Source organism: Mycolicibacter heraklionensis, from assembly GCF_001021505.1.
GTDB lineage: Bacteria > Actinomycetota > Actinomycetes > Mycobacteriales > Mycobacteriaceae > Mycobacterium > Mycobacterium heraklionense.
In genome coordinates this window covers 48,278-71,128 of the sequence record NZ_LDPO01000024.1, presented here as the reverse complement: position 1 = coordinate 71,128, position 22,851 = coordinate 48,278, and the positions used below count along the sequence as shown (strand labels likewise).

23 protein-coding genes are annotated in these 22,851 nt (G+C 68.7%); 10 read left to right on the top strand and 13 right to left on the bottom strand.

Translation table 11 applies throughout. The features are described 5' to 3' along the window. Positions 1–691: biotin/lipoyl-containing protein (locus ABW16_RS20760; RefSeq protein WP_047321077.1), on the bottom strand; the 691-nt coding region annotated here is incomplete at its 3' end. A gap of 232 nt (positions 692–923) precedes the next feature. Here ABW16_RS20760 and ABW16_RS20755 point away from each other — a divergent pair. After that, a complete protein-coding gene (locus tag ABW16_RS20755) occupies positions 924–1,832 on the top strand; it encodes a hypothetical protein (RefSeq protein WP_052957028.1) in 909 nt (302 codons plus the stop codon). Between the two features lie 14 nt (positions 1,833–1,846). Here ABW16_RS20755 and ABW16_RS20750 read toward each other — a convergent pair whose 3' ends face one another. After that, positions 1,847–3,397 carry a leucyl aminopeptidase gene (locus ABW16_RS20750; protein WP_047321076.1) on the bottom strand — a complete coding sequence of 517 codons (1,551 nt, stop codon included), beginning with the start codon at positions 3,395–3,397 and terminating at the stop codon, positions 1,847–1,849. 11 nt (positions 3,398–3,408) lie between these two features. Next, a complete protein-coding gene (locus tag ABW16_RS20745; RefSeq protein ID WP_047321075.1) occupies positions 3,409–4,497 on the bottom strand; it encodes an adenylate/guanylate cyclase domain-containing protein in 1,089 nt (362 codons plus the stop codon). A gap of 32 nt (positions 4,498–4,529) precedes the next feature. Between ABW16_RS20745 and gcvT the strand changes: the two genes are divergently transcribed. Together gcvT and ABW16_RS20735 are read left to right on the top strand one after the other, a co-directional pair. Continuing rightward, positions 4,530–5,624 (top strand): glycine cleavage system aminomethyltransferase GcvT, encoded by a 1,095-nt coding sequence (gene gcvT, locus ABW16_RS20740; protein WP_047321074.1) that lies wholly within the window; start codon positions 4,530–4,532, stop codon positions 5,622–5,624. Between the two features lie 23 nt (positions 5,625–5,647). Then, positions 5,648–6,754 (top strand): branched-chain amino acid aminotransferase, encoded by a 1,107-nt coding sequence (locus ABW16_RS20735; protein ID WP_047321073.1) that lies wholly within the window; start codon positions 5,648–5,650, stop codon positions 6,752–6,754. An 8-nt stretch (positions 6,755–6,762) separates the two neighbouring features. Here ABW16_RS20735 and ABW16_RS26595 read toward each other — a convergent pair whose 3' ends face one another. The 4 genes from ABW16_RS26595 to ABW16_RS20720 all read right to left on the bottom strand — a co-directional run bounded on the left by ABW16_RS26595 (position 6,763) and on the right by ABW16_RS20720 (position 9,482). Continuing rightward, complete coding sequence (locus tag ABW16_RS26595) at positions 6,763–6,924, bottom strand: hypothetical protein (protein WP_157864266.1); 162 nt, start codon at positions 6,922–6,924, stop codon at positions 6,763–6,765. Between the two features lie 125 nt (positions 6,925–7,049). After that, on the bottom strand, positions 7,050–7,781 hold the full coding sequence (locus ABW16_RS20730; RefSeq protein WP_047321072.1) for an adenosylcobinamide-GDP ribazoletransferase: 732 nt from the start codon (positions 7,779–7,781) through the stop codon (positions 7,050–7,052). After that, positions 7,778–8,830, bottom strand: coding sequence for a nicotinate-nucleotide--dimethylbenzimidazole phosphoribosyltransferase (gene cobT, locus ABW16_RS20725; protein ID WP_047321071.1), 1,053 nt, complete (start codon positions 8,828–8,830; stop codon positions 7,778–7,780). The genes ABW16_RS20730 and cobT overlap by 4 nt, the downstream gene beginning before the upstream one ends. A 22-nt stretch (positions 8,831–8,852) precedes the next feature. Beyond that, positions 8,853–9,482, bottom strand: a complete 630-nt coding sequence (locus ABW16_RS20720; protein ID WP_412178220.1) for a DUF3043 domain-containing protein — start codon at positions 9,480–9,482, stop codon at positions 8,853–8,855. A 118-nt stretch (positions 9,483–9,600) separates the two neighbouring features. Between ABW16_RS20720 and ABW16_RS20715 the strand changes: the two genes are divergently transcribed. The 3 genes from ABW16_RS20715 (at position 9,601) to ABW16_RS20705 (ending at position 12,348) form a co-directional block, all read left to right on the top strand. Beyond that, complete coding sequence (locus ABW16_RS20715; protein WP_047321069.1) at positions 9,601–10,719, top strand: glycerate kinase family protein; 1,119 nt, start codon at positions 9,601–9,603, stop codon at positions 10,717–10,719. 174 nt (positions 10,720–10,893) lie between these two features. Beyond that, positions 10,894–11,250, top strand: a complete 357-nt coding sequence (locus ABW16_RS20710; RefSeq protein WP_047321068.1) for a HesB/IscA family protein — start codon at positions 10,894–10,896, stop codon at positions 11,248–11,250. A gap of 123 nt (positions 11,251–11,373) precedes the next feature. Continuing rightward, on the top strand, positions 11,374–12,348 hold the full coding sequence (locus ABW16_RS20705; RefSeq protein ID WP_047321067.1) for a carbohydrate kinase family protein: 975 nt from the start codon (positions 11,374–11,376) through the stop codon (positions 12,346–12,348). 68 nt (positions 12,349–12,416) lie between these two features. On the opposite strand, the gene asnB is transcribed toward ABW16_RS20705, so the two are convergent. Then, a complete protein-coding gene (gene asnB, locus ABW16_RS20700) occupies positions 12,417–14,363 on the bottom strand; it encodes an asparagine synthase (glutamine-hydrolyzing) (protein ID WP_047321066.1) in 1,947 nt (648 codons plus the stop codon). Between the two features lie 194 nt (positions 14,364–14,557). On the opposite strand from asnB, the gene ctaC reads away from it, so the two are divergent. The 4 genes from ctaC to ABW16_RS20680 all read left to right on the top strand — a co-directional run bounded on the left by ctaC (position 14,558) and on the right by ABW16_RS20680 (position 17,684). Continuing rightward, positions 14,558–15,637 carry an aa3-type cytochrome oxidase subunit II gene (gene ctaC / locus ABW16_RS20695; RefSeq protein ID WP_047321065.1) on the top strand — a complete coding sequence of 360 codons (1,080 nt, stop codon included), beginning with the start codon at positions 14,558–14,560 and terminating at the stop codon, positions 15,635–15,637. A 10-nt stretch (positions 15,638–15,647) separates the two neighbouring features. After that, positions 15,648–16,067 (top strand): cytochrome c oxidase subunit 4, encoded by a 420-nt coding sequence (locus ABW16_RS20690; RefSeq protein WP_047321064.1) that lies wholly within the window; start codon positions 15,648–15,650, stop codon positions 16,065–16,067. Positions 16,068–16,197: 130 nt separating this feature from the next. After that, positions 16,198–17,055, top strand: coding sequence for an MmpS family transport accessory protein (locus tag ABW16_RS20685; protein ID WP_047321063.1), 858 nt, complete (start codon positions 16,198–16,200; stop codon positions 17,053–17,055). After that, the gene (locus ABW16_RS20680; RefSeq protein ID WP_412178219.1) at positions 17,052–17,684 is read left to right on the top strand and encodes a DUF2561 family protein; all 633 of its coding nucleotides are present in this window, start codon (positions 17,052–17,054) and stop codon (positions 17,682–17,684) included. The genes ABW16_RS20685 and ABW16_RS20680 overlap by 4 nt, the downstream gene beginning before the upstream one ends. A gap of 25 nt (positions 17,685–17,709) precedes the next feature. Here the strand turns inward: ABW16_RS20680 and ABW16_RS20675 are convergent, their stop codons facing one another. The 5 genes from ABW16_RS20675 to ctaE are packed head-to-tail and all read right to left on the bottom strand — an operon-like array spanning position 17,710 to position 22,669. Continuing rightward, positions 17,710–18,339, bottom strand: coding sequence for a pyridoxine/pyridoxamine 5'-phosphate oxidase (locus ABW16_RS20675; RefSeq protein ID WP_082134245.1), 630 nt, complete (start codon positions 18,337–18,339; stop codon positions 17,710–17,712). Between the two features lie 58 nt (positions 18,340–18,397). Beyond that, entirely contained in the window at positions 18,398–20,023 is a 1,626-nt protein-coding gene (gene qcrB, locus ABW16_RS20670; protein ID WP_047321061.1) for a cytochrome bc1 complex cytochrome b subunit, read from the bottom strand. Beyond that, complete coding sequence (gene qcrA / locus ABW16_RS20665; RefSeq protein WP_047321089.1) at positions 20,020–21,189, bottom strand: cytochrome bc1 complex Rieske iron-sulfur subunit; 1,170 nt, start codon at positions 21,187–21,189, stop codon at positions 20,020–20,022. The genes qcrB and qcrA overlap by 4 nt, the downstream gene beginning before the upstream one ends. Beyond that, the gene (gene qcrC / locus ABW16_RS20660) at positions 21,186–22,061 is read right to left on the bottom strand and encodes a cytochrome bc1 complex diheme cytochrome c subunit (RefSeq protein WP_230987522.1); all 876 of its coding nucleotides are present in this window, start codon (positions 22,059–22,061) and stop codon (positions 21,186–21,188) included. Before qcrC ends, qcrA begins: the two co-directional genes overlap by 4 nt. After that, positions 22,058–22,669, bottom strand: coding sequence for an aa3-type cytochrome oxidase subunit III (gene ctaE, locus ABW16_RS20655; RefSeq protein WP_047321060.1), 612 nt, complete (start codon positions 22,667–22,669; stop codon positions 22,058–22,060). Before ctaE ends, qcrC begins: the two co-directional genes overlap by 4 nt. Positions 22,670–22,851: the final 182 nt, after the last annotated feature.

Sequence of the window (22,851 nt, the reverse complement as noted above, 5' to 3'; positions counted from 1 at the left end):
GTGCAGGGGCGGGAGCGGTGGGAGCGGGCGTGGGAGCCGGCGCGGCGGCGGGGGCCGCCGGGGCACCGGAGCCGATTCTGGCCAATTCACCGCCGACCTCGACAGTGGTGTCCTCGCCGGCGGTGATCGACAGCAGGGTGCCGGCCACCGGTGACGGAATCTCGGTGTCGACCTTGTCGGTGGAGACCTCCACCAGCGGCTCGTCGACCTCGACGGTGTCACCGACCTGCTTGAGCCAGCGCGTCACGGTGCCTTCGGTGACCGACTCACCCAGCTCGGGCATGAGCACCGGGGTGCCGTCACCGGCGGGTGCAGGAGCCTCCGGGGCGGCGGGCGGGGGAGCAGCGGCGGCCGGCTCGGCCGGTGCCTCGGCAGCGGGTGCCGGCTCAGCCGGCGCGGGTGGGGGCTCGGCTGCCGGTGCCGCGGGGGCCGCCGGCGCCGCGGCGCTGTCCCCGGCCTCACCGATCAACGCCAGCTCACCGCCGACCTCGACCGTGGTGTCCTCGCCGGCGATGATCTTGGTCAGCACACCCGCTACCGGTGACGGGATCTCGGTGTCGACCTTGTCGGTGGAGACCTCCAGGAGCGGCTCGTCAACCTCGACGGTGTCGCCTTCCTGCTTGAGCCAGCGGGTCACCGTTCCCTCGGTGACGCTCTCACCGAGGGCGGGCATCTGGACTGAGAAGGCCATCGTTGTTGACTCCTCGCTCGATCGGTCGCTGCACGTCGTTTCCTGGATACCACGTCAGTGGTGCGGCGAGGGCGGTGCCCAGGTGGACTGTCGAAAACCATCCTGTCATTGCGGTGCCGCGGGCACACACTGAGGTGGCGGTCGAACGGCTCTCGGCACTGTGCAGTAGTGCACGAAACGCAGTCCGCCAAAGCACTACTGCGGCCGCTGAAGCGTCACTACTATCTCGCGGGTGCCCGCTGAGCAGATCGCCGCAACCTGTGAGCTGTGGACCGGCTTCGACGTATCCATCGTGGCCCGCAACTACGCCCAACTAGCCGGTTTGCTGGCCGGTTTCGCGTTCGTCGTCATCAATCTGGTGCTTGATCGCGCGTACCGGCGTCGTAGCGATGGTCATTCGCCGGACCCTCGCGAGGTCGAGCACGAGACCCTCACCGGGGTCGCGCTGATGAACGCATTTCTCGGGCTGTTCCTGACCGCGGTGCAATACAGTCTGCTGGCCGGTGAACAGGGGTGTGCGGTGGCCAGCGGCCGTGCCACGTCCGCAGAACTGTTGGGCGGCATATCGTTTGTGGCCTCGCTCTACATTCTGCTGTACGCGGTCGTGCAGTTCGTGTCGGGCAGCGCCGGAACGCTGATCAGACACTGCGTGTTCATTGTGGCGGTCCTGGTCCCGCCGATCGCGGTGTTCTTCGTGGAGGCGACGCTGACCGACCTGGCGCTCTCGCTGGGTGACCAGCAGGCGCATCGGCCGTTGCAGCCGCTGTGGGACGACGCCAACCGGCTGTCTGTGCCCATCACGGCGGGCATCGCGATCGCCTGTGCGATCGGCTGGTTCCTCGGGCGCGGGCGCCGGCGTAGCGAATCGCCGATCGGGTCCATGGCCGCGCGGATTCGGACGGCGTTTCCGTACTTGAGCACCGTCGTCATCATCGCGGCGATCGTTCGCTCGATGGCGGCGCTGCCGAAAACCGATGTGGCATCGCACCTGGATTCGTCGGAAGCCTGGTGCTGGGTTGTCGTGTTCGCCGGGTTGATGCTGGTGCAAAGTGCTGCGCTGTCGTTTCAACAGGGCGTGGAAAGCCTGCACCGCCCGGCGCCGACGCCGCAGAGCGCGCCAGACGCGGAAGTCCAAGCCTGACGGCCGACCGTGGGTCAGCCGTTCGCGGCGATGTCTTCCAGCACCGCGAACATGGTGCGAGTCGGCACCCCGGTGCCACCCTTGCCGGTGTAGCCCCAGGCGCCGCCGGAGTTATAGGCCGGCCCGGCAACGTCGATATGCACCCAGGCCACTCCGTCGGCCACGAACTCACGCAGGAACACCCCGGCGACCAGCATGCCGGCGAAACGCTGGCCACTGACGTTGGCCAGGTCGGCCACCGTCGACTTCAGGTCCTCTTTGAGCTCGTCGGGCAACGGCATCGGCCAGCCGTTCTCGCCGACGGCCTGCGAGATCGCTGCCACTCGGTCGCGGAACTCGTCTGAGCCCATAACCCCGGGGATGCGCGCGCCGAGCGCCACCGTCTGCGCGCCGGTCAGCGTCGAGGTCTCAATGAGGTAGTCCGGGTCGTCCTCGCAGGCCCGCACGATCGCATCGGCCAGGATCAGCCGGCCTTCGGCGTCGGTGTTGAGCACCTCGACGGTGGTGCCGCCGTACTGCGTGAGCACGTCGCCCGGGCGCTGCGCGGTCGACGACGGCATGTTCTCGGCCATCGGCACGGTCGCGGTCACGTCGACCGTCAGCCCGCGACGCGCAGCGAGCACGACCGTCGCGATCACCGCGGCCGCCCCGCCCATGTCGGAGGTCATGTGGTGCATCGAGGCCGCCGGCTTGATCGAGATGCCCCCGGTGTCGAAGGTGATGCCCTTGCCGACCAGCGCCACCTTCTTCGCGCCGGCCGGATTCGGGGCCAGGCGTGATCCACGATGGGTCAGTCGCACCAGACGCGGCGCGCGCGAGGAGCCCTGACCGACACCGATCACCCCGCCGTAGCCGGCGTCGGCGAGCGCCTGCTCGTCGAGCACCTCGACCTCCAGGCCGGCCGACTCGCCCAATGCCCTGGCGCGGTCGGCGAATTCGGCCGGAAACAGGTGACTCGGCGGGGTGTTGACGAAGTCGCGCGCGGTGGCCACCGCGGCGGCGATGTCGGCGCCGCGCGCCGCCTGCGCCTCGGCGTTGGCCGCGGTGGACAGCACGGTCACGGACCGCAGGCCGGGTTCCTTGGGGGCGGTCTTCTCGCTGCGGAAGGCGGTGAATCGGTAGCCGCCCAGCAGCAGCCCCTCGACGCCGGCGGCGAGTACCCCGTCACCGGGCAGCCCGCTCAGCATGCTGATCACCGTCGAGGTGCCGTTGAGTGAACGTGCCGCACTTCCGGCGGCCCGCCGGACGGTGTCGGCCGGCCAGGAATCGCGCGCCTTGCCCAGTCCGACGGTCACCACACTGGCCACCGGCAGCGATGCCACCACGAGCCGGTTCACCTGCTCACTGCTGCCCTTGGCGCCCAGCGCGCGCAGACCAGCCTCGATCTCAGCGACCGCCTCGGCGGGCAGCGCCGGCTCGGTAGCGGCGACCGTGGCTGAAGCGCCGGATTCGGCCTCGTCATCGGCTGCGACGATCGGCACGATCAGCACGGCCTCATCCGCGTTGGCGGGCAGCGAGGAGGCGACAGTGACGGAGGGGGCGGGGTATCCGGGTTCAGTGCTCACAAGCACTCACCCTAACGATCTGGGTTCGGGTGCAATTGGTATGCCGGGACGGGTTCGTCGAAACCCTTGAGCGTCAACGGTTCCTGCAGGGTTGCCGGCCAGTCGGGGAGTTCGTCGCGGACGCAGGTAGAGGCCAGCACCTGGCCGGGTGCGGCCGCATCCACCAGGCGCGCGGCCAGATTGACCGGGGTGCCGAAGTAATCGCCGTTGATGGCCACCATCTCGCCGTAGGCCACACCGGCACGTACCTGCAATCCGGCTTTGCGGGCCTTCGGGTGGTCGACAAGGTCGATCGCCGCCCTGGCCAGCAGTTCTCCGGTCGCACTCACCCACATCACCGCGTCACCGATGAACTTGACCACCCGCCCACCGTCGCAATGCACGACGTCGGCGACGGTGCCGGCGAAATCGGTGAGCAGCGTCGCCAGCTCCGCGGAGGTGAGGACCTGGGTCAGCGCGGTGAAACCGGTCAGGTCGGCGAACCCGACGCCGCACATCAGGCTGGCCGCCGGCCCGCCGGCCAGCCCCTCGAGGAAGGTCCGGTGGCTGACCTGATGCTGGCGGTGGACGGCGTCGATCATGGCGCCGATACGCGGGATATAGCCCGCGACCGAGCGCCAGGCCCGGGCGGTGCGCAGTTCGTCGCGGGTGTGGCCCAGCCACATGTCGGGCTCGCTGAGCCGGATCATCGACGACTCGGCCTCGGCCAGCCGCGCCATCGTGGCCCCCAGCACCCGCAGAAAGCCGTCGACGGGCTCCCCGAGATAGGACCGCATCTGGACCCAGGTGGCCAGCCCGTCCACGTCGGCCTGACTCAGCGCGGGCGTGTCCGGGCCGGGAACAGTGAGCCCGAGCATCCGCCACGCCTGCGCGACGTCGTCGACCGGCAGACCCAGCGCCTCGGCCGCGGTGCGCAACGTGTAGTCGGGCGGGCCCGAGCGTCCCACCGCGTCACCGGCCAAGCCGAACAACCGGCCCTGGCGCTCGGCCTCGGCCATCTCTTCGACGGTGAAACCCAGGCCGTCGAGGTACTCGACCAGGCCCGCACGGCCCCTGGGGTCAGCGATACCGGCAGCCTCGAGCGCATCCCAATCCACCATTCACACCAGTGTGCCGATTAGGGTGGCTCGACGTGAGCGAACTGCAACACGGACCCCTGGAAGACCGCCACCGCGCGCTGGGCGCCAGCTTCGCCGAGTTCGGCGGGTGGCTGATGCCGGTGTCCTACGCCGGCACGGTCGCCGAGCACAATGCCACCCGCGAAACGGTGGGCCTCTTCGATGTCAGCCACCTGGGTAAGGCGACCGTTCGCGGTCCGGGTGCGGCGGCCTTCGTCAATGCGACGCTCACCAACGACCTGGCCAGGATCGTGCCGGGGCAGGCTCAATACACGTTGTGCTGCAATGAATCCGGTGGCGTAATCGACGACCTGATCGCCTACTACGTCTCCGACGACGAGATCTTCCTGGTGCCCAACGCCGCTAACACCGCAGCCGTGGTGGCTGCCCTGCAGGAAGTGGCTCCGGCCGGGGTGACGATCACCGACGAACACCGGTCGCGCGCAGTGCTGGCGGTGCAGGGCCCGCGGTCGACGGAAGTGGTCGCCGGTCTCGGCCTGCCGACCGAAATGGACTACATGGCGTTCGCCGATGCCGCCTTCGCCGGCGTGCCGGTCCGGGTGTGCCGGTCCGGTTACACCGGTGAACACGGCTACGAGCTGCTGCCGGAGTGGGAATCCGCGGGGCCGGTGTTCGACGCACTGGTAGAGGCCGTACGGCAGATCGGTGGTGAGCCGGCCGGCCTGGGCGCCCGCGACACCCTGCGCACCGAGATGGGCTACGCGCTGCACGGACACGAACTGTCGCCGACCATCTCGCCGCTGCAGGCCCGCTGCGGTTGGGCGATCGGCTGGAAGAAGGAATCGTTCTTCGGCCGCGACGCGCTGCTGGCGGAGAAAGCCGCCGGCCCGGCTCGGCTGCTGCGCGGTCTGCGCGCCACGGGTCGGGGAGTGCTGCGTGCCGACCTGGCCGTGCTCGACGGTGACCGCCGGGTCGGGGTCACCACGTCGGGCACGTTCTCGCCGACGCTGAAGGCCGGTATTGCGCTGGCACTGATCGACGTAGATGCGGGCATCAAAGATGGTGGACGGCTGGATGTCGACGTGCGCGGCCGCGCCGTCGAATGCGAGGTGGTGACGCCGCCGTTCGTCACGGCAAAAACCCGCTAGCGCACCGGTTATACAATCGCTGCATGACGAGCAGCCTCCTCGAGTTCCACGTGTCGGTCACCGCGAACCCGACGCCCGACGAGGTGCGCGAATCCATTTTGGCGGAGCCGGGTTTCGGTAAATACCACACCGACCACATGGTGTCGATCGACTACACCGTGGACGCGGGTTGGCACAATGCGCGGGTCATCCCTTACGGGCCCATCGAACTGGACCCGTCGGCCATCGTCCTGCACTACGCGCAAGAGGTGTTCGAAGGGCTCAAGGCCTACCGGTGGACCGACGGATCGATCGTCTCGTTCCGGCCGGAGGCAAATGCTGCCCGGATGCGCGCGTCGTCGCGGCGGCTGGCGATTCCGGAGTTGCCCGACGATCTGTTCATCGAGTCGTTGCGGCAGTTGATCGCCGTGGACGGAGCCTGGGTGCCCGCGCCGGGCGGTGAGGAATCGCTCTACCTCCGCCCGTTCGTCTTCGCCACCGAGCCGGGGCTGGGGGTGCGCCCGGCCAATGAGTACCGCTGCCTGGTGATGGGCTCACCGGCCGGGGCGTACTTCAAGGGCGGGATCAAGCCGGTGAGCGTGTGGCTGTCGACCGAGTACGTGCGGGCCTGCCCCGGCGGTACCGGCGCGGCCAAGTTCGGCGGTAACTACGCCGCGTCGCTGGTCGCCCAGGCGCAGGCCGCCGACAACGGCTGCGACCAGGTGGTGTGGCTGGATGCGGCCGAGCGCCGCTACGTCGAAGAGATGGGCGGGATGAACCTGTTCTTCGTGTTCGGCACCGGTGGGTCGGCGCGCCTGGTCACTCCCGAGCTGTCCGGCTCACTGCTGCCGGGTATCACACGGGATTCGTTGTTGCAGTTGGCAAGTGACGCCGGGTTCGCTGTCGAAGAACGCAAGATCGATGTCAGTGAATGGCAGAAGAAAGCCGCCTCCGGTGAGATCACCGAGGTCTTCGCCTGCGGAACGGCCGCCGTCATCACTCCGGTCTCGCAGGTCAAATCCGCCGACGGCGAGTTCACCATCGCCGACGGCCAGCCCGGTGAGGTCACCATGGCGCTGCGCGACACCCTGACCGGAATCCAGCGCGGCACCTTCGCCGACACCCACGGGTGGATGGCCCGGCTGGACTGAGCCGCAGCTCAGCCCACCGGATCTGACGGCAGGATGATCTCGTCGGCCAACGCCGACCAGTCCTCGGTCATGCACTCACAACAATCGGGATAGCCGTCATCGACGCTGCCGTCGGTCATCGCCTTGCGTGATTCCCGACTCCGCTTGCTGTAACTATGGTGGCGAGCCATCGGCGCCCCTCCCCGTGGACCAGATGTTAATGCCGACCAATTTTTACAAAACTACCCTGAAGGTAAGAATCCGGGTGGGAGAAATGTGTATAAGTCCGGAGAAATGCGTTGCTCGTTCGAAGTGGTCAGAGCGCGGCCAGAGCCACTGCGACCAGCGTCGTCGTCCACTCGATGACGGCCCCCAGCACGTCGCCGGTGATACCACCCAGGCGGCGCACACAGTGTCTGACCAGAACGGCGGCGCAACATAGGGCCACCGCGACGGCCGCCGGCCCGTGCCACGGCGCCGCGCCGGCAGGTATCGCCCCGACGAGCAGCGCCACTACCCAGGCGGCCGCGACCGGCAGCGGCTGACTGCCGGCCACCGTGGCGCCCAGCATGCTTCCCGCAGCGGCGGGCACCGAGCGAAGGCAGGCCAGCACGGCGGCCACCCGGCCGGCGCAGACCGCGACCACGATCTGCCCGGCGCTCAGCATCGGGAAGGTGGTCGCCTGCAAGCCGATCACCAACACCACCGCGACGACCCCGAACGGGCCGGTCGATCCCTCGCGCATCACCTGCAGCGCCTGCGGCGCGGGCCGATAGCACCCCAGGCCGTCGGCGGTGTCGGCCACCCCGTCGATGTGCAGCCCACGGGTGGCGGCCAGCAGCGCCGCCACGGCCAGTAGGCCGGTCACCGGGCTGCCCGGGCCGAAGGCATATCCGCCGGCCCACACCACGGCCGCGGCCAGCGCGCCGAGAGCGGCGCCGATCACCGGCAGCGCCGTCAGCGCCCCGCGCCCCGGCGGATGGGCTGCCGCCCCCGGCAGCCGCACGGCCGTTCCGAACCCCACCGCGGCGACCAGTGAACGGATCACCCGGGCGCCCCGTCGGCCGGCCCGGACACACCCGCCTCGGCGAAGGTCGACATCGACGACAACGCCGCGACGGCGGCGCGCAGCACCGGCAGCGCCACCGCGGCGCCGGTGCCCTCGCCCAACCGCATCCGCAGGTCGAGGATTGGCTCCAGACTCAGAGCCGCGCAGGCCATCGCGTGCGCCGGCTCCGGCGAACGATGCCCGGCCTGCCACCAGGCCCGAGCCCCGGGGGCCAGCCGGTCGGCCACCAGTGCGGCAGCCGTCGACGCCACGCCGTCGAGCAGCACCGGGGTGCGCCGCACCGCGGCCTGGGCGCAGAAGCCCGCCAGCGCCGCCAAGTCGGCGCCGCCGCAGCAGCGCAGCAACGCCAGAGGATCGGCGTGCTGCGGGCGGGATCGGAAGAGCGCGTCGCGCACTGCCGCCGTCTTGCGCGCCCAGCCGGCGTCATCGATCCCCGTCCCGTGGCCCACCACCTCGGCGGGCTCGGCGCCGGTCAGCGCGGCGATCAATGTCGTTGCGACGGTGGTATTTCCAATTCCCATATCGCCGGGGATGAGCAGATCTGCTCCGCCGTCGACTTCTTCGTCGGCGATTCGCCGGCCCGCTTCGACCGCGGCGAGGGTCTCCTCGGCGGTCAGGGCGTCCTCGCACGTGATGTCACCGCTGCCGCGACGCACCTTGTAGGCACTGGTGGCTTCTCCGTTTACGGCCATGTCCACCACCCGCACCCCGGCCCCGCCGACGGCGGCCAGCGCGTTGATGGCCGCCCCGCCACGGTCGATGTTGGCGACCATCTGCGCCGTCACCTCGGCGGGGTAGGCGGACACCCGTTCCCGGGTCACACCGTGATCGCCGGCGAACACCACAATGCGAACACGCTCGAATTGTCTTGGCGGACAATGCCCTTGACAGGACGCGGCCCAGACCGACAGAGCCTCCAGGCGGCCCAGTGAACCCGCGGGCTTGGTCAGGGCGTCCTGCCGGGCCCAGGCGGCCGCCGCCACCTCGGCATCGGGCGGGCTGACCGGTGGGAAATCCGGGAAATCCAAGGTTGTCGGCCCCGATTCGGGCTCAGTCGAGGCGTTCGCCGCGCCGCACCTGCGGGCGGGGTGCTCGCATACGGCGCAGCGTGGAGGCGCGGCTGGCGGCGTACAGCCCCAGCTTCCAACGGCTTTCGAGATTGTCGGGGAACTTGGCGTCGACCAGCCTGCCGGCCTTGCGGGCCACCAGCACTCCGTCGACGGCCATCAAGACCATCAGCAGCATCATCGCCGGCGAAATGTAGTACTGGATCTGCGGGACCGCCATCATGATGAACATCAGCCCCAGCGCGACCGGCATGAATAGGCCCAACAGGTTGTAGCGGGCGTCGACGATGTCGCGAACATACCGGCGTACCGGGCCGCGGTCGCGTTCCAGCAACGCGGACTCGTCGCCGGCCAGCATCCGTTGCCGGCGGTCGGCCATTCGCTCACGGCGCTGCGCCTTCGCGATCCGGCGTTCCTCTTTGCTCAGCTTCGGGCCGGCCAGCGACTTGCGCCGGGCCCGGGCCTCCGCGGAGGTCATCGGCGCCGGTGCCACCGGGCCGCGACGCTTGGCCGCGGCGCTGCGCTTGGGGGTGGGCCGGCCCTTGGGCGGGGTCACACCGCCGCGACCGGCGTCCTCAGACTCGTCGCCGTCGAGAGAGACGGCGGAGACCACGGACTCAGCGGGCTGAGTCTCGTCTTTTCTGCGCCCCGGCAACTTCACGCCCGCCAGATTACTTGCCTCCTCCGCCCGGCCTGCGTCGCCGTCCGCGCGCCTGGAATACGCTGCAGAGATGGCTGATCACCCGGGTGTCGGCGGCTCAGCCGGTTCTCGGGTGCGGGTGCTTCGGGTGCTGATCGCGCCGGACTGTTTCGGCGAGAGCCTGACCGCGGTGCAGGCCGCCGCCGCCATCTCGACGGGCTGGCATCGCAGCCGACCACACGACCGGCTGGCGATCGCACCGCAGTCTGATGGTGGCCCAGGCTTTGTCGCGGTGCTGGCCACCGCGCTGGGCACCGTGCAGCGGTCGCGGGTCATCGGGCCGCTGGAGGAGTCGGTCGAGGCGGAATGGGTCTGGGACGCCGAAACCAAGACCGCCTACCTGGAGTGCGCGCAGGCCTGCGGGCTGGCACTGCTCGGCGAACCGCCGTCACCACGGACCGCCCTGGTCGCCCACAGCGCCGGCGTGGGCCAGCTTGTCGCGGTGGCGCTGGCGGCCGGGGCGCAGCGGATCGTCGTCGGCCTCGGCGGCAGTGCCTGCACCGACGGGGGCCGCGGCATGGTCGATGAACTGGGCGGCCTGGCCGCTGGCCGACGGCGGCTCGCGGGGGTCGAACTGGTCGCGGCCTGCGACGTCGAATACCCACTGCTGGGGCCGTGGGGCGCGGCCCGCGTGTTCGGCCCGCAGAAGGGCGCCGACGCGGCCACGGTCGCGGTACTCGAGAGCCGGCTGGCCGCCTGGGCGACCGAACTGGACGCCGCCGCCGGATGGGAGGCCAGCTCCGCGTCGGGCGCCGGGGCGGCCGGGGGGATCGGAGCAGCCGTGCTGGCCCTGGGCGGCACCGTCGAGTCCGGGGCGGAGATCGTGGCCCGTCACACCGGTCTGGAGGCCGCGCTCGCCGGCACCGACGTCCTGGTCACCGGCGAGGGCCACTTCGACCAGCAGTCGCTGCACGGAAAGGTGATCGGTTCGCTGGCGGCTGCGGCCCGGGCGCGGGAGATACCGCTGCTGGTGTTGGCCGGACAGATCAGCCTGGACGAACCGGCATTGCGGTCGGCCGGCGTGTTGGCCGCCCGGGCGATCGCCGATTATGCCGGCTCGGTGGGGCTGGCCCTGATCGACGCCGCGAACCAGCTGATCGGGCTGACCGCCGTCACGGCGGCGCAGATCGGTGGCCGCCCGGCGGGCTAGCCCGGGTGATTCGGCGCTCCAGCTTCGCCTCTCCTGCGTCGAGCCTCGCTAATCGCCGGGTTCGCCGCATGGGTGGGGAACACGTTGGCGCAGGGTATCGTTGTTGTGGTGGGCTCGAGTGCCTCGCGTCGAGGTCGGGCCCGCCCCCATGATCAACCGCAATAGGGAGACGCAATGACTGTTCGAGATCAGTCGGCCACCGAGTCTCACGGCGTGGTCTTGACCGATGAGGCCGCGGCCAAGGTGAAGGCGCTGCTGGAACAGGAAGGTCGTGACGACCTGACCCTGCGGATCTCGGTCCAGCCGGGCGGCTGCGCCGGCCTGCGCTACAACCTGTTCTTCGACGACCGCAGCCTCGACGGTGACGTGGTCGCGGAGTTCAACGGCGTCACGCTGACCGTCGACCGGATGAGCGCGCCGTATCTGCAAGGAGCCGAGATCGGCTACGCCGACCAGATCGACAAGCAGGGCTTCACCATCGAGAACCCCAACGCCGGCGGCTCGTGCTCGTGCGGCGACTCGTTCAACTGAGCGCCTGAATAACACCTGAACGTCGGGGGTTTTGTGCTGCCCGACGACGAACCGGCGGCACCGGACCGCTACCGTGGGTACCCACATCCAGGCCCATGGTGACCATACGAGGGGGATTCTTCAGTGACGATTGCGGTGACCGGTTCGATCGCGACCGACCATCTGATGCGCTTTCCGGGTCGGTTTTCCGAACAGCTGCTGGCCGATCACCTGCAGAAGGTGTCGCTGAGCTTCCTGGTCGACGACCTGGTGGTGCACCGCGGTGGGGTGGCGGGCAACATCGCCTTCGCCATCGGTGTGCTCGGTGGTGACGCCGCCCTGGTCGGTGCCGCCGGCGCGGACTTCGCCGACTACCGGCAGTGGCTGGTCTCCCACGGGGTCAACTGCGACCACGTGCTGACCTCGACGACCGCGCATACCGCCCGGTTTGTCTGCACCACCGACCAGGACATGGCCCAGATCGCGTCGTTCTACCCCGGCGCGATGTCGGAGGCCCGCAACATCTCGCTGGCCAAGCTGGTCGAGACCGCGGGGAAGCCGGAGCTGGTGATCGTCGGGGCCAACGACCCCGAGGCGATGTTCCTGCACACCGAGGAGTGCCGCAAGCTCGGGCTGGCGTTCGCCGCCGACCCGTCGCAGCAGTTGGCCCGGCTGACCGGGGACGAGATCCGCAAGCTCATCGACGGTGCCACCTACCTGTTCACCAACGACTACGAGTGGGATCTGCTGCTGTCTAAGACCGGCTGGACCGAGGCCGACGTCGCCAAGCAGGTCGGGCTGCGGGTGACCACCCTGGGCGGCGACGGCGTCGACATCGTCTCCCCGGACGGCTCCCGCATCCACGTCGGCGTGGTTCCGGAGAAGTCCCAGACCGACCCGACCGGGGTCGGCGACGCCTTCCGCGCCGGCTTCCTCACCGGACGCAGCGCCGGGCTGAACCTGGAGCGCTCCGCGCAGCTCGGTTCGCTGGTGGCCGTGCTGGTGCTGGAGTCCACCGGAACCCAGGAGTGGGTGTGGGACCGCGACGTCGCGGTGAGCCGGTTGGCGGACGCCTACGGTGACGCGGCCGCAGCCGAGATCAGCGCTGCGCTCAAGTAATCGACGCTGACTCTGCGCCTACCAGGCAAACGTGCGAGTAGCTGGCCTGGTGGGCGCAGAGTGAACGGCTACAGCCGCACCGGGTAGTCCGGCTCCCGGATGGCGGGCACCACGCTGTGCTCGACGAAGATCGCGTGCCACAACATGAAGATCAGCACGGTCCACAGCCGACGGCTGTGATCGGCGGTGCCGACGCGGTGTTCGTCGAGCATCGTGCGCACGGCGGCGACATCGATCAGGTGATCGGCGCCGGTGGCGTCCACCGTGGCGTACGCCCACTCCAGCAGCTCACCGGCGCGCAGCCAGTGCCGCAACGGCACCGGGAAGCCGAGCTTGGGGCGGTGCAGCACGTGCGCGGGAATGATCGGCTCCAGCGCCCGGCGCAGCGCGTACTTGGTGGTGGTGCGGGTGATCTTGGCCGATACCGGAAGCCGCGACGCCACCGCGAACACCTCAGGGTCCAGGAACGGCACCCGCAGCTCCAGTGAATTGGCCATGGTCATCTTGTCGGCCTTGACCAGGATGTCGCCGCGCAGCCAGGTGAACAGGTCGATGTGCTGCATCCGGGCCACCGGGTCCCAGCCGGCCGATTCGGCATACAGCGGCGCGGTGACGTCGGTGTGGGTCCATTCGGGGGAGAAGCCGGGCAGTACCGCGCGCAGTTGCTCGTCGGAGAAGCTGCGCGCGTTGCCGTAGTAGCGCTCTTCCAGCGTCAGCGACCCGCGGTGCAGCAGGCTCTTGCCGCGCATTCCCTCGGGCAACGGCCGCGACGCCTTGCCCAGCGACCGGCGCACCGGCGCCGGCAGGTAGTCGAACGGGCGCAGCGACAGCGGCTCGCGGTAGATCGTGTAGCCGCCGAACAGCTCGTCGGCGCCTTCGCCGGAGAGCACCACCTTGACGTGCTTGCGGGCTTCGGCGGCGATGAAGTACAGCGGAACCAGGGCCGGGTCGGCGACCGGGTCGTCCAGATACCAGACGATCTCGGGCAGGGCGGCGACGAACTCGGCCGGGCTCACCACCTTGACCACGTGCCGGGCGCCGATCGCCTCGGCGGACGCGGCGGCCACGTCGATCTCGGAGAAGCCCTCCCGCTCGAACCCGGTGGTGAAGGTGATCAGCTTGGGGTTGTGCCGCATCGCCAGCGCCGCGATCGCGGTGGAGTCGATCCCCCCGGACAGAAACGCGCCGACGGTGACGTCGGCCCGCATGTGCTTGGCCACCGAATCCTCCAGCACCGCGGTGATCTCGTCGTAGCGGGCTTGCTCGGTGTCGCGGGTGATCGGGGTGGCGTCGAACCGCGGCCGGAAATAGCGAGTGGTCTCCGGCGCGCCGCCGGGCCGAATCCGGGCGTAGCAGCCCGACTCCAGCCGGCGGATGCCGCGGTGCAGCGTCTCCGGTTCCGGCACGTACTGCAGCACCGTGTAGTGCTGGACGGCGCGGGCGTCGATGTCGGTGTCGAAACCCACCACGTCGGCCAGGTCCAGCAGGCACTTCTTCTCGCTGCCCACCACCGTGCCGCCCGGGCCGGACGCCATGAACAGCGGTTTGATCCCGAACGGGTCGCGGGCGCAGAACAGCTCGCCGGCCACGGTGTCCCACACCGCGAAGGCGAACATGCCGCGCAACCGCGTCAGCACGTCGACGCCCCAGTAGTGGTAGCCCGCGACGATCGCCTCGCCGTCGCCGTCGGTGGCGAACACCGCGCCGTGCTCGGCGGCCAGCTCTTCGCGTAACTCCAGGTAGTTGTAAATCTCGCCGTTGAACACCAGTTCGTAGCGCTCCGGAGCCTCCGGCGGGCCCCACCGCATGGGCTGGTGCGAATGGGCGATGTCGATGAACGACAGCCGGTTGAAGCCGAACACCACGCGGTCGCCGGCCCAGATGCCGCCTGGCTCGTCCGGGCCGCGGTGGCGCATCAGGTGGGTTGCGCGCGACACCGCGCCGGCGACTTCGGCCACATCAGGGCCCGGTGTCGTGCCGGCCGGGGCACAGACGAAGGCCAGCAGTCCACACATCGGGTCCCAGTATGCCGCACCGGTATCGGCCTTTAACCATGTAGGCCTGCGCAGGGCGGGTGCGGACCGGGGGAGTCGGATGAGGCGGTCAACACACTGGGGCGGCCAACCGGCAGGTACATCAAACCTCGGTGATCCGGGTGGTCTACGCTGCGTAGTATTCGACTGCTCCGCCGGGTCAGTCGGCCCGTTCTGTGACTCGAGGAGGCACCAACGTGACACGTCGCGGGCAGGGCGTTGCACATCGCCGTCTGCTTCGACCGCTGACCGCGGTCAGCGTGCTCGGACTGCTGGCGGTGACGCTCAGCGGTTGCAGCGTCGACTGGACCGATGTGGTCGGTTTCGGCTGGCCCAAGGGCATCACGCCGCAGGCCGAGGCGAACTACCAGCTGTGGATCGGCATGGTCATCGCTTCGGTGGTGATCGGTGGGCTGGTCTGGGGAATGATCTTCTGGTCGATGATCTTCCACCGTAAGAAGGCGACCGACACTGAGCTGCCGCGCCAGTTCGGCTACAACATGCCGCTGGAGCTCGGGCTGACCGTCTTGCCGTTCCTGGCCGTCGCGGTGATCTTCTACTTCACCGTCGTGGTCCAGGAGGAGATGCTGCACCACGAGCCCGACCCGGAGGTCGTCGTCGACGTCACCGCCTTCCAGTGGAACTGGAAGTTCGGCTACCAGAAGGTCGACTTCCACGACCATACGCTGAGCTACGACGGGGTGGACCCGGCCCGCAAGGACGCGATGGCCTCCAAGCCCGAGGGCGTCGACGCGCACGGCGAAGAACTGGTCGGCCCGGTGCGCGGCCTCAACACCGAGGACCGCACCTACCTCAACTTCGACAAGATCGAGACGGTGGGCACCACCGGCGAGATCCCGGTGTTGGTGCTGCCCAGCGGTAAGCGCATCGAGTTCGTGCTCAACTCGGCCGACGTCATCCACGCCTTCTGGGTGCCCGAGTTCCTGTTCAAGCGCGACGTCATCGCCTGGCCCGAACGCAACAACCAGGTGAACACCTTCCAGGTCTCCGAGATCACCAAGGAAGGCGCGTTCGTCGGCCACTGCGCCGAGATGTGCGGCACCTACCACGCGATGATGAACTTCGAAGTCCGAGTGGTCTCGCCCAACGACTTCAAGGCCTATCTGGATCAGCGCATCGCCGGAAAGACCAACGCCGAGGCGCTGGAGGCGATCAAGCAGGAACCGCTGGCGACCACCACGTTCCCGTTCGACAGCCGCCGTGGCCTGCTAGCCCCGCAAGCCAGCAACAAGTAGGGACAACCGCATGCGCATCGAATCCAGGCTGTTCGAGTTCGTCGCCACCTTCTTCCTGGTGGTCGGGGTGATCTACGCGGTGCTGACCGGGAAGTTCGCCACCGGCGGCGTGGAATGGGCCGGCACCACCGCGCTGTTCCTGACCGGGATGATGGCCATGATCGTGGCCACCTTCTTCCGGTTCGTGGCACGCCGGCTGGACACTCGTCCCGAGGACTACGAAGCGGCCGAGGTCAGTGACGGCGCCGGCGAGCTGGGCTTTTTCAGCCCGCACAGCTGGTGGCCCATTCTGGTCGCGTTGTCCGGGTCGGTGGCCGCTGTCGGAATCGCCCTGTGGCTCCCGTGGCTGATCGCTGCCGGAGTGGTGTTCGTGTTGTCGAGCGTGGCCGGACTGGTCTTCGAGTACTACATCGGCCCCGAGAAACACTGACCACACCTCCGTCGCCTCCGCCGTGTCGACCCATTTGGGTAGGGTTGCCGATGCACAATGACCAACGGTGGTTGATGTCGACCGCAACCGGTCAGGGCGTGGCGCGGCGGTTTGAACAGGATAGGCGGGAATGAGCGGGCCGAATCCCCCAGAGGCGGGCTCTGGAGACGAGGGCTCCGGCAACGGTCAGCCGGCCTCTGACCTGGCCCCCGAGGCAGGCGGAGAGATCCAGCCGCTTGACGACGTGGCTGCCACTCCTACCGCCGCTGCTCCGGACAACACCGCCTACTCGCAGGCGTATTCGGCTCCCGAATCCGAGCAGTTTCTGAGCGGGCCCTACGTCCCGGTGGATCCGCGGCTCTACGACTACGACAACTACGACGCACCCGACGAACCGGACCTGGACGCCAAGACGCCACGGTGGCCGTGGGTGGTCGGTGTCACCGTGATCATCGCCGCGGTCTCCCTGGTGGTGTCGGTGGCGTTGCTGTTCGCCCGCACCGAGACTCACGATCTGGCTACGCCCGGCACGACGAGCAGCACGGTCTCGGTGCCGCCGGTGCAGGACGAGATCACCCGGACCAGCACCAGCACCACCGCGCCGCCCCCGCCGCCCAGCAGCGAGGAGCCGCCGCCCCCGCCGCCGCCGAGCGAGGAGCCGGCGCCCGAGCCATCGACCACGACGCAGGAGACCACCACGACCACCCCGCCGAAGCCGCTGCAGGTGACCTACTCGGTGACGGGCACCAAGGCGCCGTTCGACCAGATCACGATCACCTACGTGGATGCGTCCGGGCAACGTCGCACGCAGCGCAACGCCTACATCCCGTGGTCGCTGACCCTGACCCCGATATCCCAGTCCGAGATCGGTTCGGTGGAGGCCACCAGCATGCTGCGGCTGAGCAAACTGAACTGCTCGATCACCAGCAGTGACGGTAGGGTGTTGTTCTCCAACAGCAACGACGCACCGGCGACGAGCTGCGGATGACCGGCGGGAACATGGTAGAGCGATTCATTCGACCGGGGCAGTCCCCGGAGGTCACCGATCGTGTCCTGCTGGGCGCGTGCGCCGCGATCTGGCTGACGTGGCTGGGCATGAGCGTGGCGGCCACGGTGGCGCTCGTCGATCTGGGGCGGGGCTTTCACGAGCCGACCAAGAGTTCGCACAGCGGCCTGCTCTACATCGTGATCGGGGTGTCCGCGTTGGTCATCCTCGCGGCCATCCCGGTGCTGCTCCGGGCGCGCCAGCCCAGCCCTCCGCGGCCCCCCGGCTTCCCGTCCCCGGCGCCGGCCAAGCCGCTGCGCCAGAACGCCCCGCTCCCGCAGCGCGGTTTCGACGCTCCGGGCCGGCGGGCGGCCAGCACACGCCCGGTGCTGCCCAACCAGGCTCAGGTGGATCGGGTGCTGCTGCGTGGCATCACGGTGCTGGCCGGCGCGCTGGGCGGCGCCTTGACCCTGGTCGCGTTGGCCACCTACCTGATGGCCGTCGGCAAGGACACCGGCTCGTGGGTCTGCTACGGGCTGGCTGGGGTCGGCACTGCCGCCATGCCGGTTATTCCGTGGCTGTACCTGCGTCGGCTGGGTGAGGTACTGGAGCTTCCGTCTCGCTTCGGCTGAGCCGTCGTCACAGCCCCGTTCTCCGCTACGGCCAGAGCAGCGTCGTTGACCAGCTCGTCCCGTCACGTTCATAACGCAGCCTGCGGTGCCGGCGGGTGGAGTCGGCCTGCCAGAATTCGACCGCGTCGGCCTGTACCGCATACGACACCCATTCGGCGGGCACCAGGGTGGGGGAGCGTTCGAGCTCCAGGTGCGCCTTGGCCAGGGCCTCGCTGATCTCTGCCGGATCGTCGTAGGGCTCGCTCTGCCGGCCGGTGAGCACCATCGCCCGGGCGCCTTCCGAGCGGGCCAGGAAGTCGTCGGCAGTCACCGGTGGCGGGTCGGGGAGGGCAATGCCGTCGACCCTGACCTGACGGCCCAGCGCGGGCCAGTAAAACGTCAGTGAGACAGCCGGATTGCGGGCGAGGTCGGCGCCCTTGCGGCTCGCCGAGCTGACTCCGAAATGCCAACCGGCGGCATCGATGTCTTTGAGGATCAGCACCCGCGCCGACGGCCGCGCACCGCCGGTTCCGGCCGCCGCGCCGACCGTCGACAACGTCATCGCGTGCGGCTCCACGATGCCGCTGTCGACAGCGTGCAACAACCATTGGATGAACAGTGCGACGGGGTCGCCGGGTGCCTGCGCCGGGTCGAACTCTGGAGCCGCACCGACCAAAACGGGCAGCCCGCGCAGGAGATTGCGCAGGCTGCCCGCTTGTCCGGACCCAGTGGGCCTAGTGGTGGCCGTTGGTGTTACCGCCTTGGTGCTCGGCCAGCGCGGTCAGCGCACGCCGCTCGCTGGCATGCGCGGCCTCGTTGAGCGCGGCGTCCTCGTCGACCGGGTCGGCCGTCAGGAAGCTGCCCCGACCCGGGGCACCGCCCGAACCGAGCTTGTTCATCTTCTTGGGCAGCGGCGCACCGGCGTATTCCAGCGGAATGGGGTGGCCGTGGTCGTCGACCGGGCCCAGCGGCTGGTGCAGCTCGATGTAGGCACCGTGCGGCAGCCGCTTGATGATGCCGGTCTCGACGCCGTGCTCGAGCACGTCGCGGTCACTGCGCTGCAAGCCGATGCACCACCGGTAGGTGGCGAAGAAGATCAGCGGTGGCAGCACCACCATCCCGATACGGCCGATCCAGGTCGTCGCATTCAGCGAGATGTGGAACTTCCACGCGATGATGTCGTTCATCGCAGCCAGGGTCAGCACCATGTAGAAGCTGATCGCCATGGCGCCGATCGCGGTGCGGACCGGAGCGTCCCGGGGCCGCTGCAGCAGGTTGTGGTGCGCGTAGTCGCCGGTGAACTTCTTCTCCAGGAACGGGTAGATCATCAGCAGGATGAAGACCCCGCCCATGATCAGCGCGACCCCGACCGGTCCGGGCACGGTGTGGCCCCAGAAGTAGAACTCCCAGGCCGGCCACAGACGGGCCAGGCCCTCGGTCCACATCATGTAGAAGTCCGGCTGGCTACCCGCCGACACCTGAGAAGGCCGGTAGGGGCCCAGGTTCCAGATCGCGTTGATCTGCAGCAGCCCGCCCATCAGGCCGAGGATGCCGGTGATCATCGCGAAGAACGCACCGGACTTGATCGCGAAGACCGGCAGCACTCGCACACCGACAACGTTGGTCTCGGTGCGGCCCGGGCCGGGGAACTGGGTGTGCTTCTGGAACCACACCAGCGCCATGTGCACGCCGATCAGGGCCAGGATGATGCCCGGGATCAGCAGGATGTGCAGGGCGTAGAGCCGGGGGATCAAGATGGTGCCCGGGAAGTCGCCGCCGAACAGCGCCCAGTGCAGCCAGGTGCCGATCACCGGCATGCCCAGCGTGATCGAGGACAGCGCGGCGCGCAGACCGATACCGGACAGCAGGTCGTCGGGCAGCGAGTAACCGAAGTAGCCCTCGAACATGGCCAGGATCAGCAGCAGCGACCCGATCACCCAGTTCGCCTCGCGCGGCCGGCGGAACGCGCCGGTGAAGAAGATGCGCGCCAGGTGCACCATGATCGACGCCGCGAACATCAGCGCGGCCCAGTGGTGGAGTTGACGGACGAACAGGCCGCCGCGGACCTCGAAGGAGATGTCCAGCGCCGACTCGTAGGCCCGCGACATCTGCACGCCGTTGAGCGGCTGGTAGACGCCGTGGTAGATGACCTCGGCCATCGACGGGTCGAAGAACAGCGTCAGGTAGACGCCGGACAGCAGCAAGATGATGAAGCTGTACAACGCGATCTCACCGAGCAGGAACGACCAGTGCGTCGGGAAGACCTTGTTGAACTGGCGGCGCAGCGCGGCGGCCGGGTGGTACCGGGTATCGATGTCGTCTGCTTGGCGGGCGAGCAGGTCGCCGATTGCAGGGCTCATGAGGTGCGCTCCCAGAATGCCGGTCCGACAGGTTCGACGAAGTCGCCATTGGCGACCAGATGCCCATTGGCGTCAATGGTGATCGGCAGCTGTGCCAGCGCGCGAGCCGCCGGGCCGAAGACCGGCTTGGCGAAGTGCAGCGCGTCGAACTGCGACTGGTGGCACGGGCACAGGATCCGATAGGTCTGCTGCTCGAACAGGGAAGACGGACAGCCCAGGTGCGAGCAGATCTTGGTGTAGGCGAAGAAGTCGCCGTAGTTGAAGCTCTCCTGGCCTTGGCGCTTGACCACCTTGGGCATGTCGTCGGGCCGGATGCGGATCAGCATCACCGGGTTACGGACGCCCATCATGATCGCGGTGAGCTTCTCGTTCGATTCCTCGGTGGTGCCGTCGCCGTCGGACTCCCGCCACGGGAACACCGTCTCCATGCCGCCGGCGTCCAGGTCTTCGGGCCGCATCTTGACGAACGGCGAGTTGGTGCTCTGGCCGGTCGCGCGGGCCAGGTAGATGGTCTCGCCGGGGTAGCGCGGGGTCCACCCGGACGTCCACAGTGCGGCCTTCTTGCCTTCGGCGGTGTCGACGACCGGCTTCCAGGGGTTCTTGATCAGGCCGCCGGCACCGGCCACCAGAGTGCCCAGGCCGAACGCGCCGAACCCCACGCCCAGCGACGCACCGAGCAGCTTGCGCCGCCCGATCGTCGAGCCTTCGAACGCGTCGGTCAGCTGGGCCGCCACCGTCTTACGGTCGATCTCGGGGGAGCTGCCGTCGTGACGCTCCTGGATGGTGATCTCTTCGGGGATGAACTTTTTGACGAACAGCACCGCGCCGACCGCGATGCACAGCACCGAGAGACCGAAGGTCAGCCCGTACAGCGGAGTCGCCAGCGAGTAGGCCAGGCCGTTCGGGGACTCCAGCGGTGCGTACTCCCACGGCCAGAACAGGAAGATCAGGAGCAGGGCCAGTCCGAAGCCGCCGCCCGCCAGGAACCAGGCCGCGACCCGGCGCTCGGCGCGCTTCTCGGCCCGAGTGCCCTCGACCGGCCAGCGGGGCTCCTTGAAGACGGTGTCGACACCGTCGATCTGGCCGCCGAGAGCCAGCAGCTCCTCGGTGGTCATCGTCGCCAATGCGGCGTCATCTGGGAGTTCGGTCTTGTCGTTGCTGCTCATGAGCGTGCCCCGATCCACAATGCTGCGGCGATGGCTGCGACCATGCCGACGATCCAAATCACCATGCCCTCGGGAGCCGGGCCGAACCCGCCGAGCCCGTAGCCGCCCGGATCACGTTCCTCGGTAACGGATTTCACGTAGGCGATGATGTCCTTCTTCTCTTCCATGGAGATCTGCCGGTCGGAGAAGCGCGGCATGTTCTGCGGGCCGGACAGCATCGCGGTCAGGATCTGTTGCTCGCTGGCCGGTTCCAGGTCGGGCGCGTACTTACCGGAGGACAGCGCGCCGCCCCGGCCGGTGAAGTTGTGGCAGGACGCGCAGTTGAGCCGGAAGAGGTCGCCACCGCGGCCCAGGTCGTCGCCGCGCAGCGAAGCCTGAGCGATGCTGCCGTCGGCGTTGCGCACCACGGTGGGGCCGCCGCCGTTGGCCTGCACATAGGCGCCCAGGGCGTCGATCTGCTTGTCGTCGAAGATCGGGTAGGTGCGGGGGGCCTGGGCCTCGCCGCGGACCGCGGGCATCCGGCCGCTGGAGACCTGGAAGTAGACGGCGGCTTCGCCGACGCCGATCAGGCTCGGTCCGCGGCCCGGCTCACCCTGCAGGTTGGCGCCGTGGCAGCTCACGCACGAGGTGTCGAAGAGCTGCTTACCGGTCCGCAGCAGGGCCGAGGACGACTCGTCGGCAACCGCGACCTGCGGGGTCGGGGTCAGCAGCGCGGCCATCCCGCCGGCCAGGGCCAGGGCTACCAGCAGCAGCAGTCCACCGGAGACCCGACGGCGCAGGCGCCGCCGGGCGACGGTCTCGTTGTTGCCAGGTCGGGCCCACTTCTTCAGTGTCTTCAACCGGACACTCCTGTTCATCGGGCGGTTGCTCATCGGATGAAGTAGATCGTGGCGAACAGTGCGATCCACACGATGTCGACGAAGTGCCAGTAGTAGGACACGACGATCGAGGCGGTGGCCTGAGCCGGGGTGAACTTGCTCATCGTGGTGCGCAGCATCAGGAAGATGAAGGCGACCAACCCACCGATGACGTGCAGGCCGTGGAACCCGGTGGTCAGGTAGAACACGGTGCCGTAGGCGCTCGACGGGATCGTGGTGCCGTGCGAGATCAGGTGGGAGTACTCGTAGGCCTGACCGCAGACGAAGAACAGTCCCATGAGGAAGGTCAGCAGGTACCACCGGCGCAGCCCGAACACGTCGCCACGCTCGGCGGCGAACACGCCCATCTGGCAGGTGAACGACGACGCGATCAGCACCAGCGTCACCGGCACCGACTGCCACAGATTCAGCTCCGTCGGCGGCGGCGGCCAGGCGCCACCCGACTGCGCGCGTGCCGTGAAGTACATCGCGAACAGACCGGCAAAGAACATCAATTCACTGGACAGCCACACGATGGTGCCGACGCTGACCATGTTGGGCCGGTTCAGCGAATGCACACGAGAAGTAATGGCAGTACCCGAGGACCCCACAGCGCTCGTCACCCCGCAAGTATGACGCTATGTAGTTGTAGATCTCCACCCGGGGCTGGCAATTCGTTTGAACTGGTGTTGTCTGTGCCGTTACGCGCGCGTGAGCGCACTGTTAGCGCTGCGTCGTCAACCTGTTTCGGGCCCTGTTTCCGGTTGGCTTTGGCGTCGCGGAGGCCGCATGCGACGATCGGCGC

Excerpts from the sequence above, each read along its gene's own strand:
- ABW16_RS20745 (WP_047321075.1), bottom strand. The coding sequence starts at position 4,497 with ATGGTGGATTGGGATGCGCTCGAGGCTGCCGGTATCGCTGACCCCAGG.
- ABW16_RS20735 (WP_047321073.1), top strand. The coding sequence starts at position 5,648 with ATGACGAGCAGCCTCCTCGAGTTCCACGTGTCGGTCACCGCGAACCCG.
- ABW16_RS26595 (WP_157864266.1), bottom strand. The coding sequence starts at position 6,924 with ATGGCTCGCCACCATAGTTACAGCAAGCGGAGTCGGGAATCACGCAAG.
- ABW16_RS20715 (WP_047321069.1), top strand. The coding sequence starts at position 9,601 with ATGGCTGATCACCCGGGTGTCGGCGGCTCAGCCGGTTCTCGGGTGCGG.
- ABW16_RS20710 (WP_047321068.1), top strand. The coding sequence starts at position 10,894 with ATGACTGTTCGAGATCAGTCGGCCACCGAGTCTCACGGCGTGGTCTTG.
- asnB (WP_047321066.1), bottom strand. The coding sequence starts at position 14,363 with ATGTGTGGACTGCTGGCCTTCGTCTGTGCCCCGGCCGGCACGACACCG.
- ABW16_RS20690 (WP_047321064.1), top strand. The coding sequence starts at position 15,648 with ATGCGCATCGAATCCAGGCTGTTCGAGTTCGTCGCCACCTTCTTCCTG.
- ABW16_RS20685 (WP_047321063.1), top strand. The coding sequence starts at position 16,198 with ATGAGCGGGCCGAATCCCCCAGAGGCGGGCTCTGGAGACGAGGGCTCC.
- ABW16_RS20680 (WP_412178219.1), top strand. The coding sequence starts at position 17,052 with ATGACCGGCGGGAACATGGTAGAGCGATTCATTCGACCGGGGCAGTCC.
- qcrB (WP_047321061.1), bottom strand. The coding sequence starts at position 20,023 with ATGAGCCCTGCAATCGGCGACCTGCTCGCCCGCCAAGCAGACGACATC.
- qcrA (WP_047321089.1), bottom strand. The coding sequence starts at position 21,189 with ATGAGCAGCAACGACAAGACCGAACTCCCAGATGACGCCGCATTGGCG.
- qcrC (WP_230987522.1), bottom strand. The coding sequence starts at position 22,061 with ATGAGCAACCGCCCGATGAACAGGAGTGTCCGGTTGAAGACACTGAAG.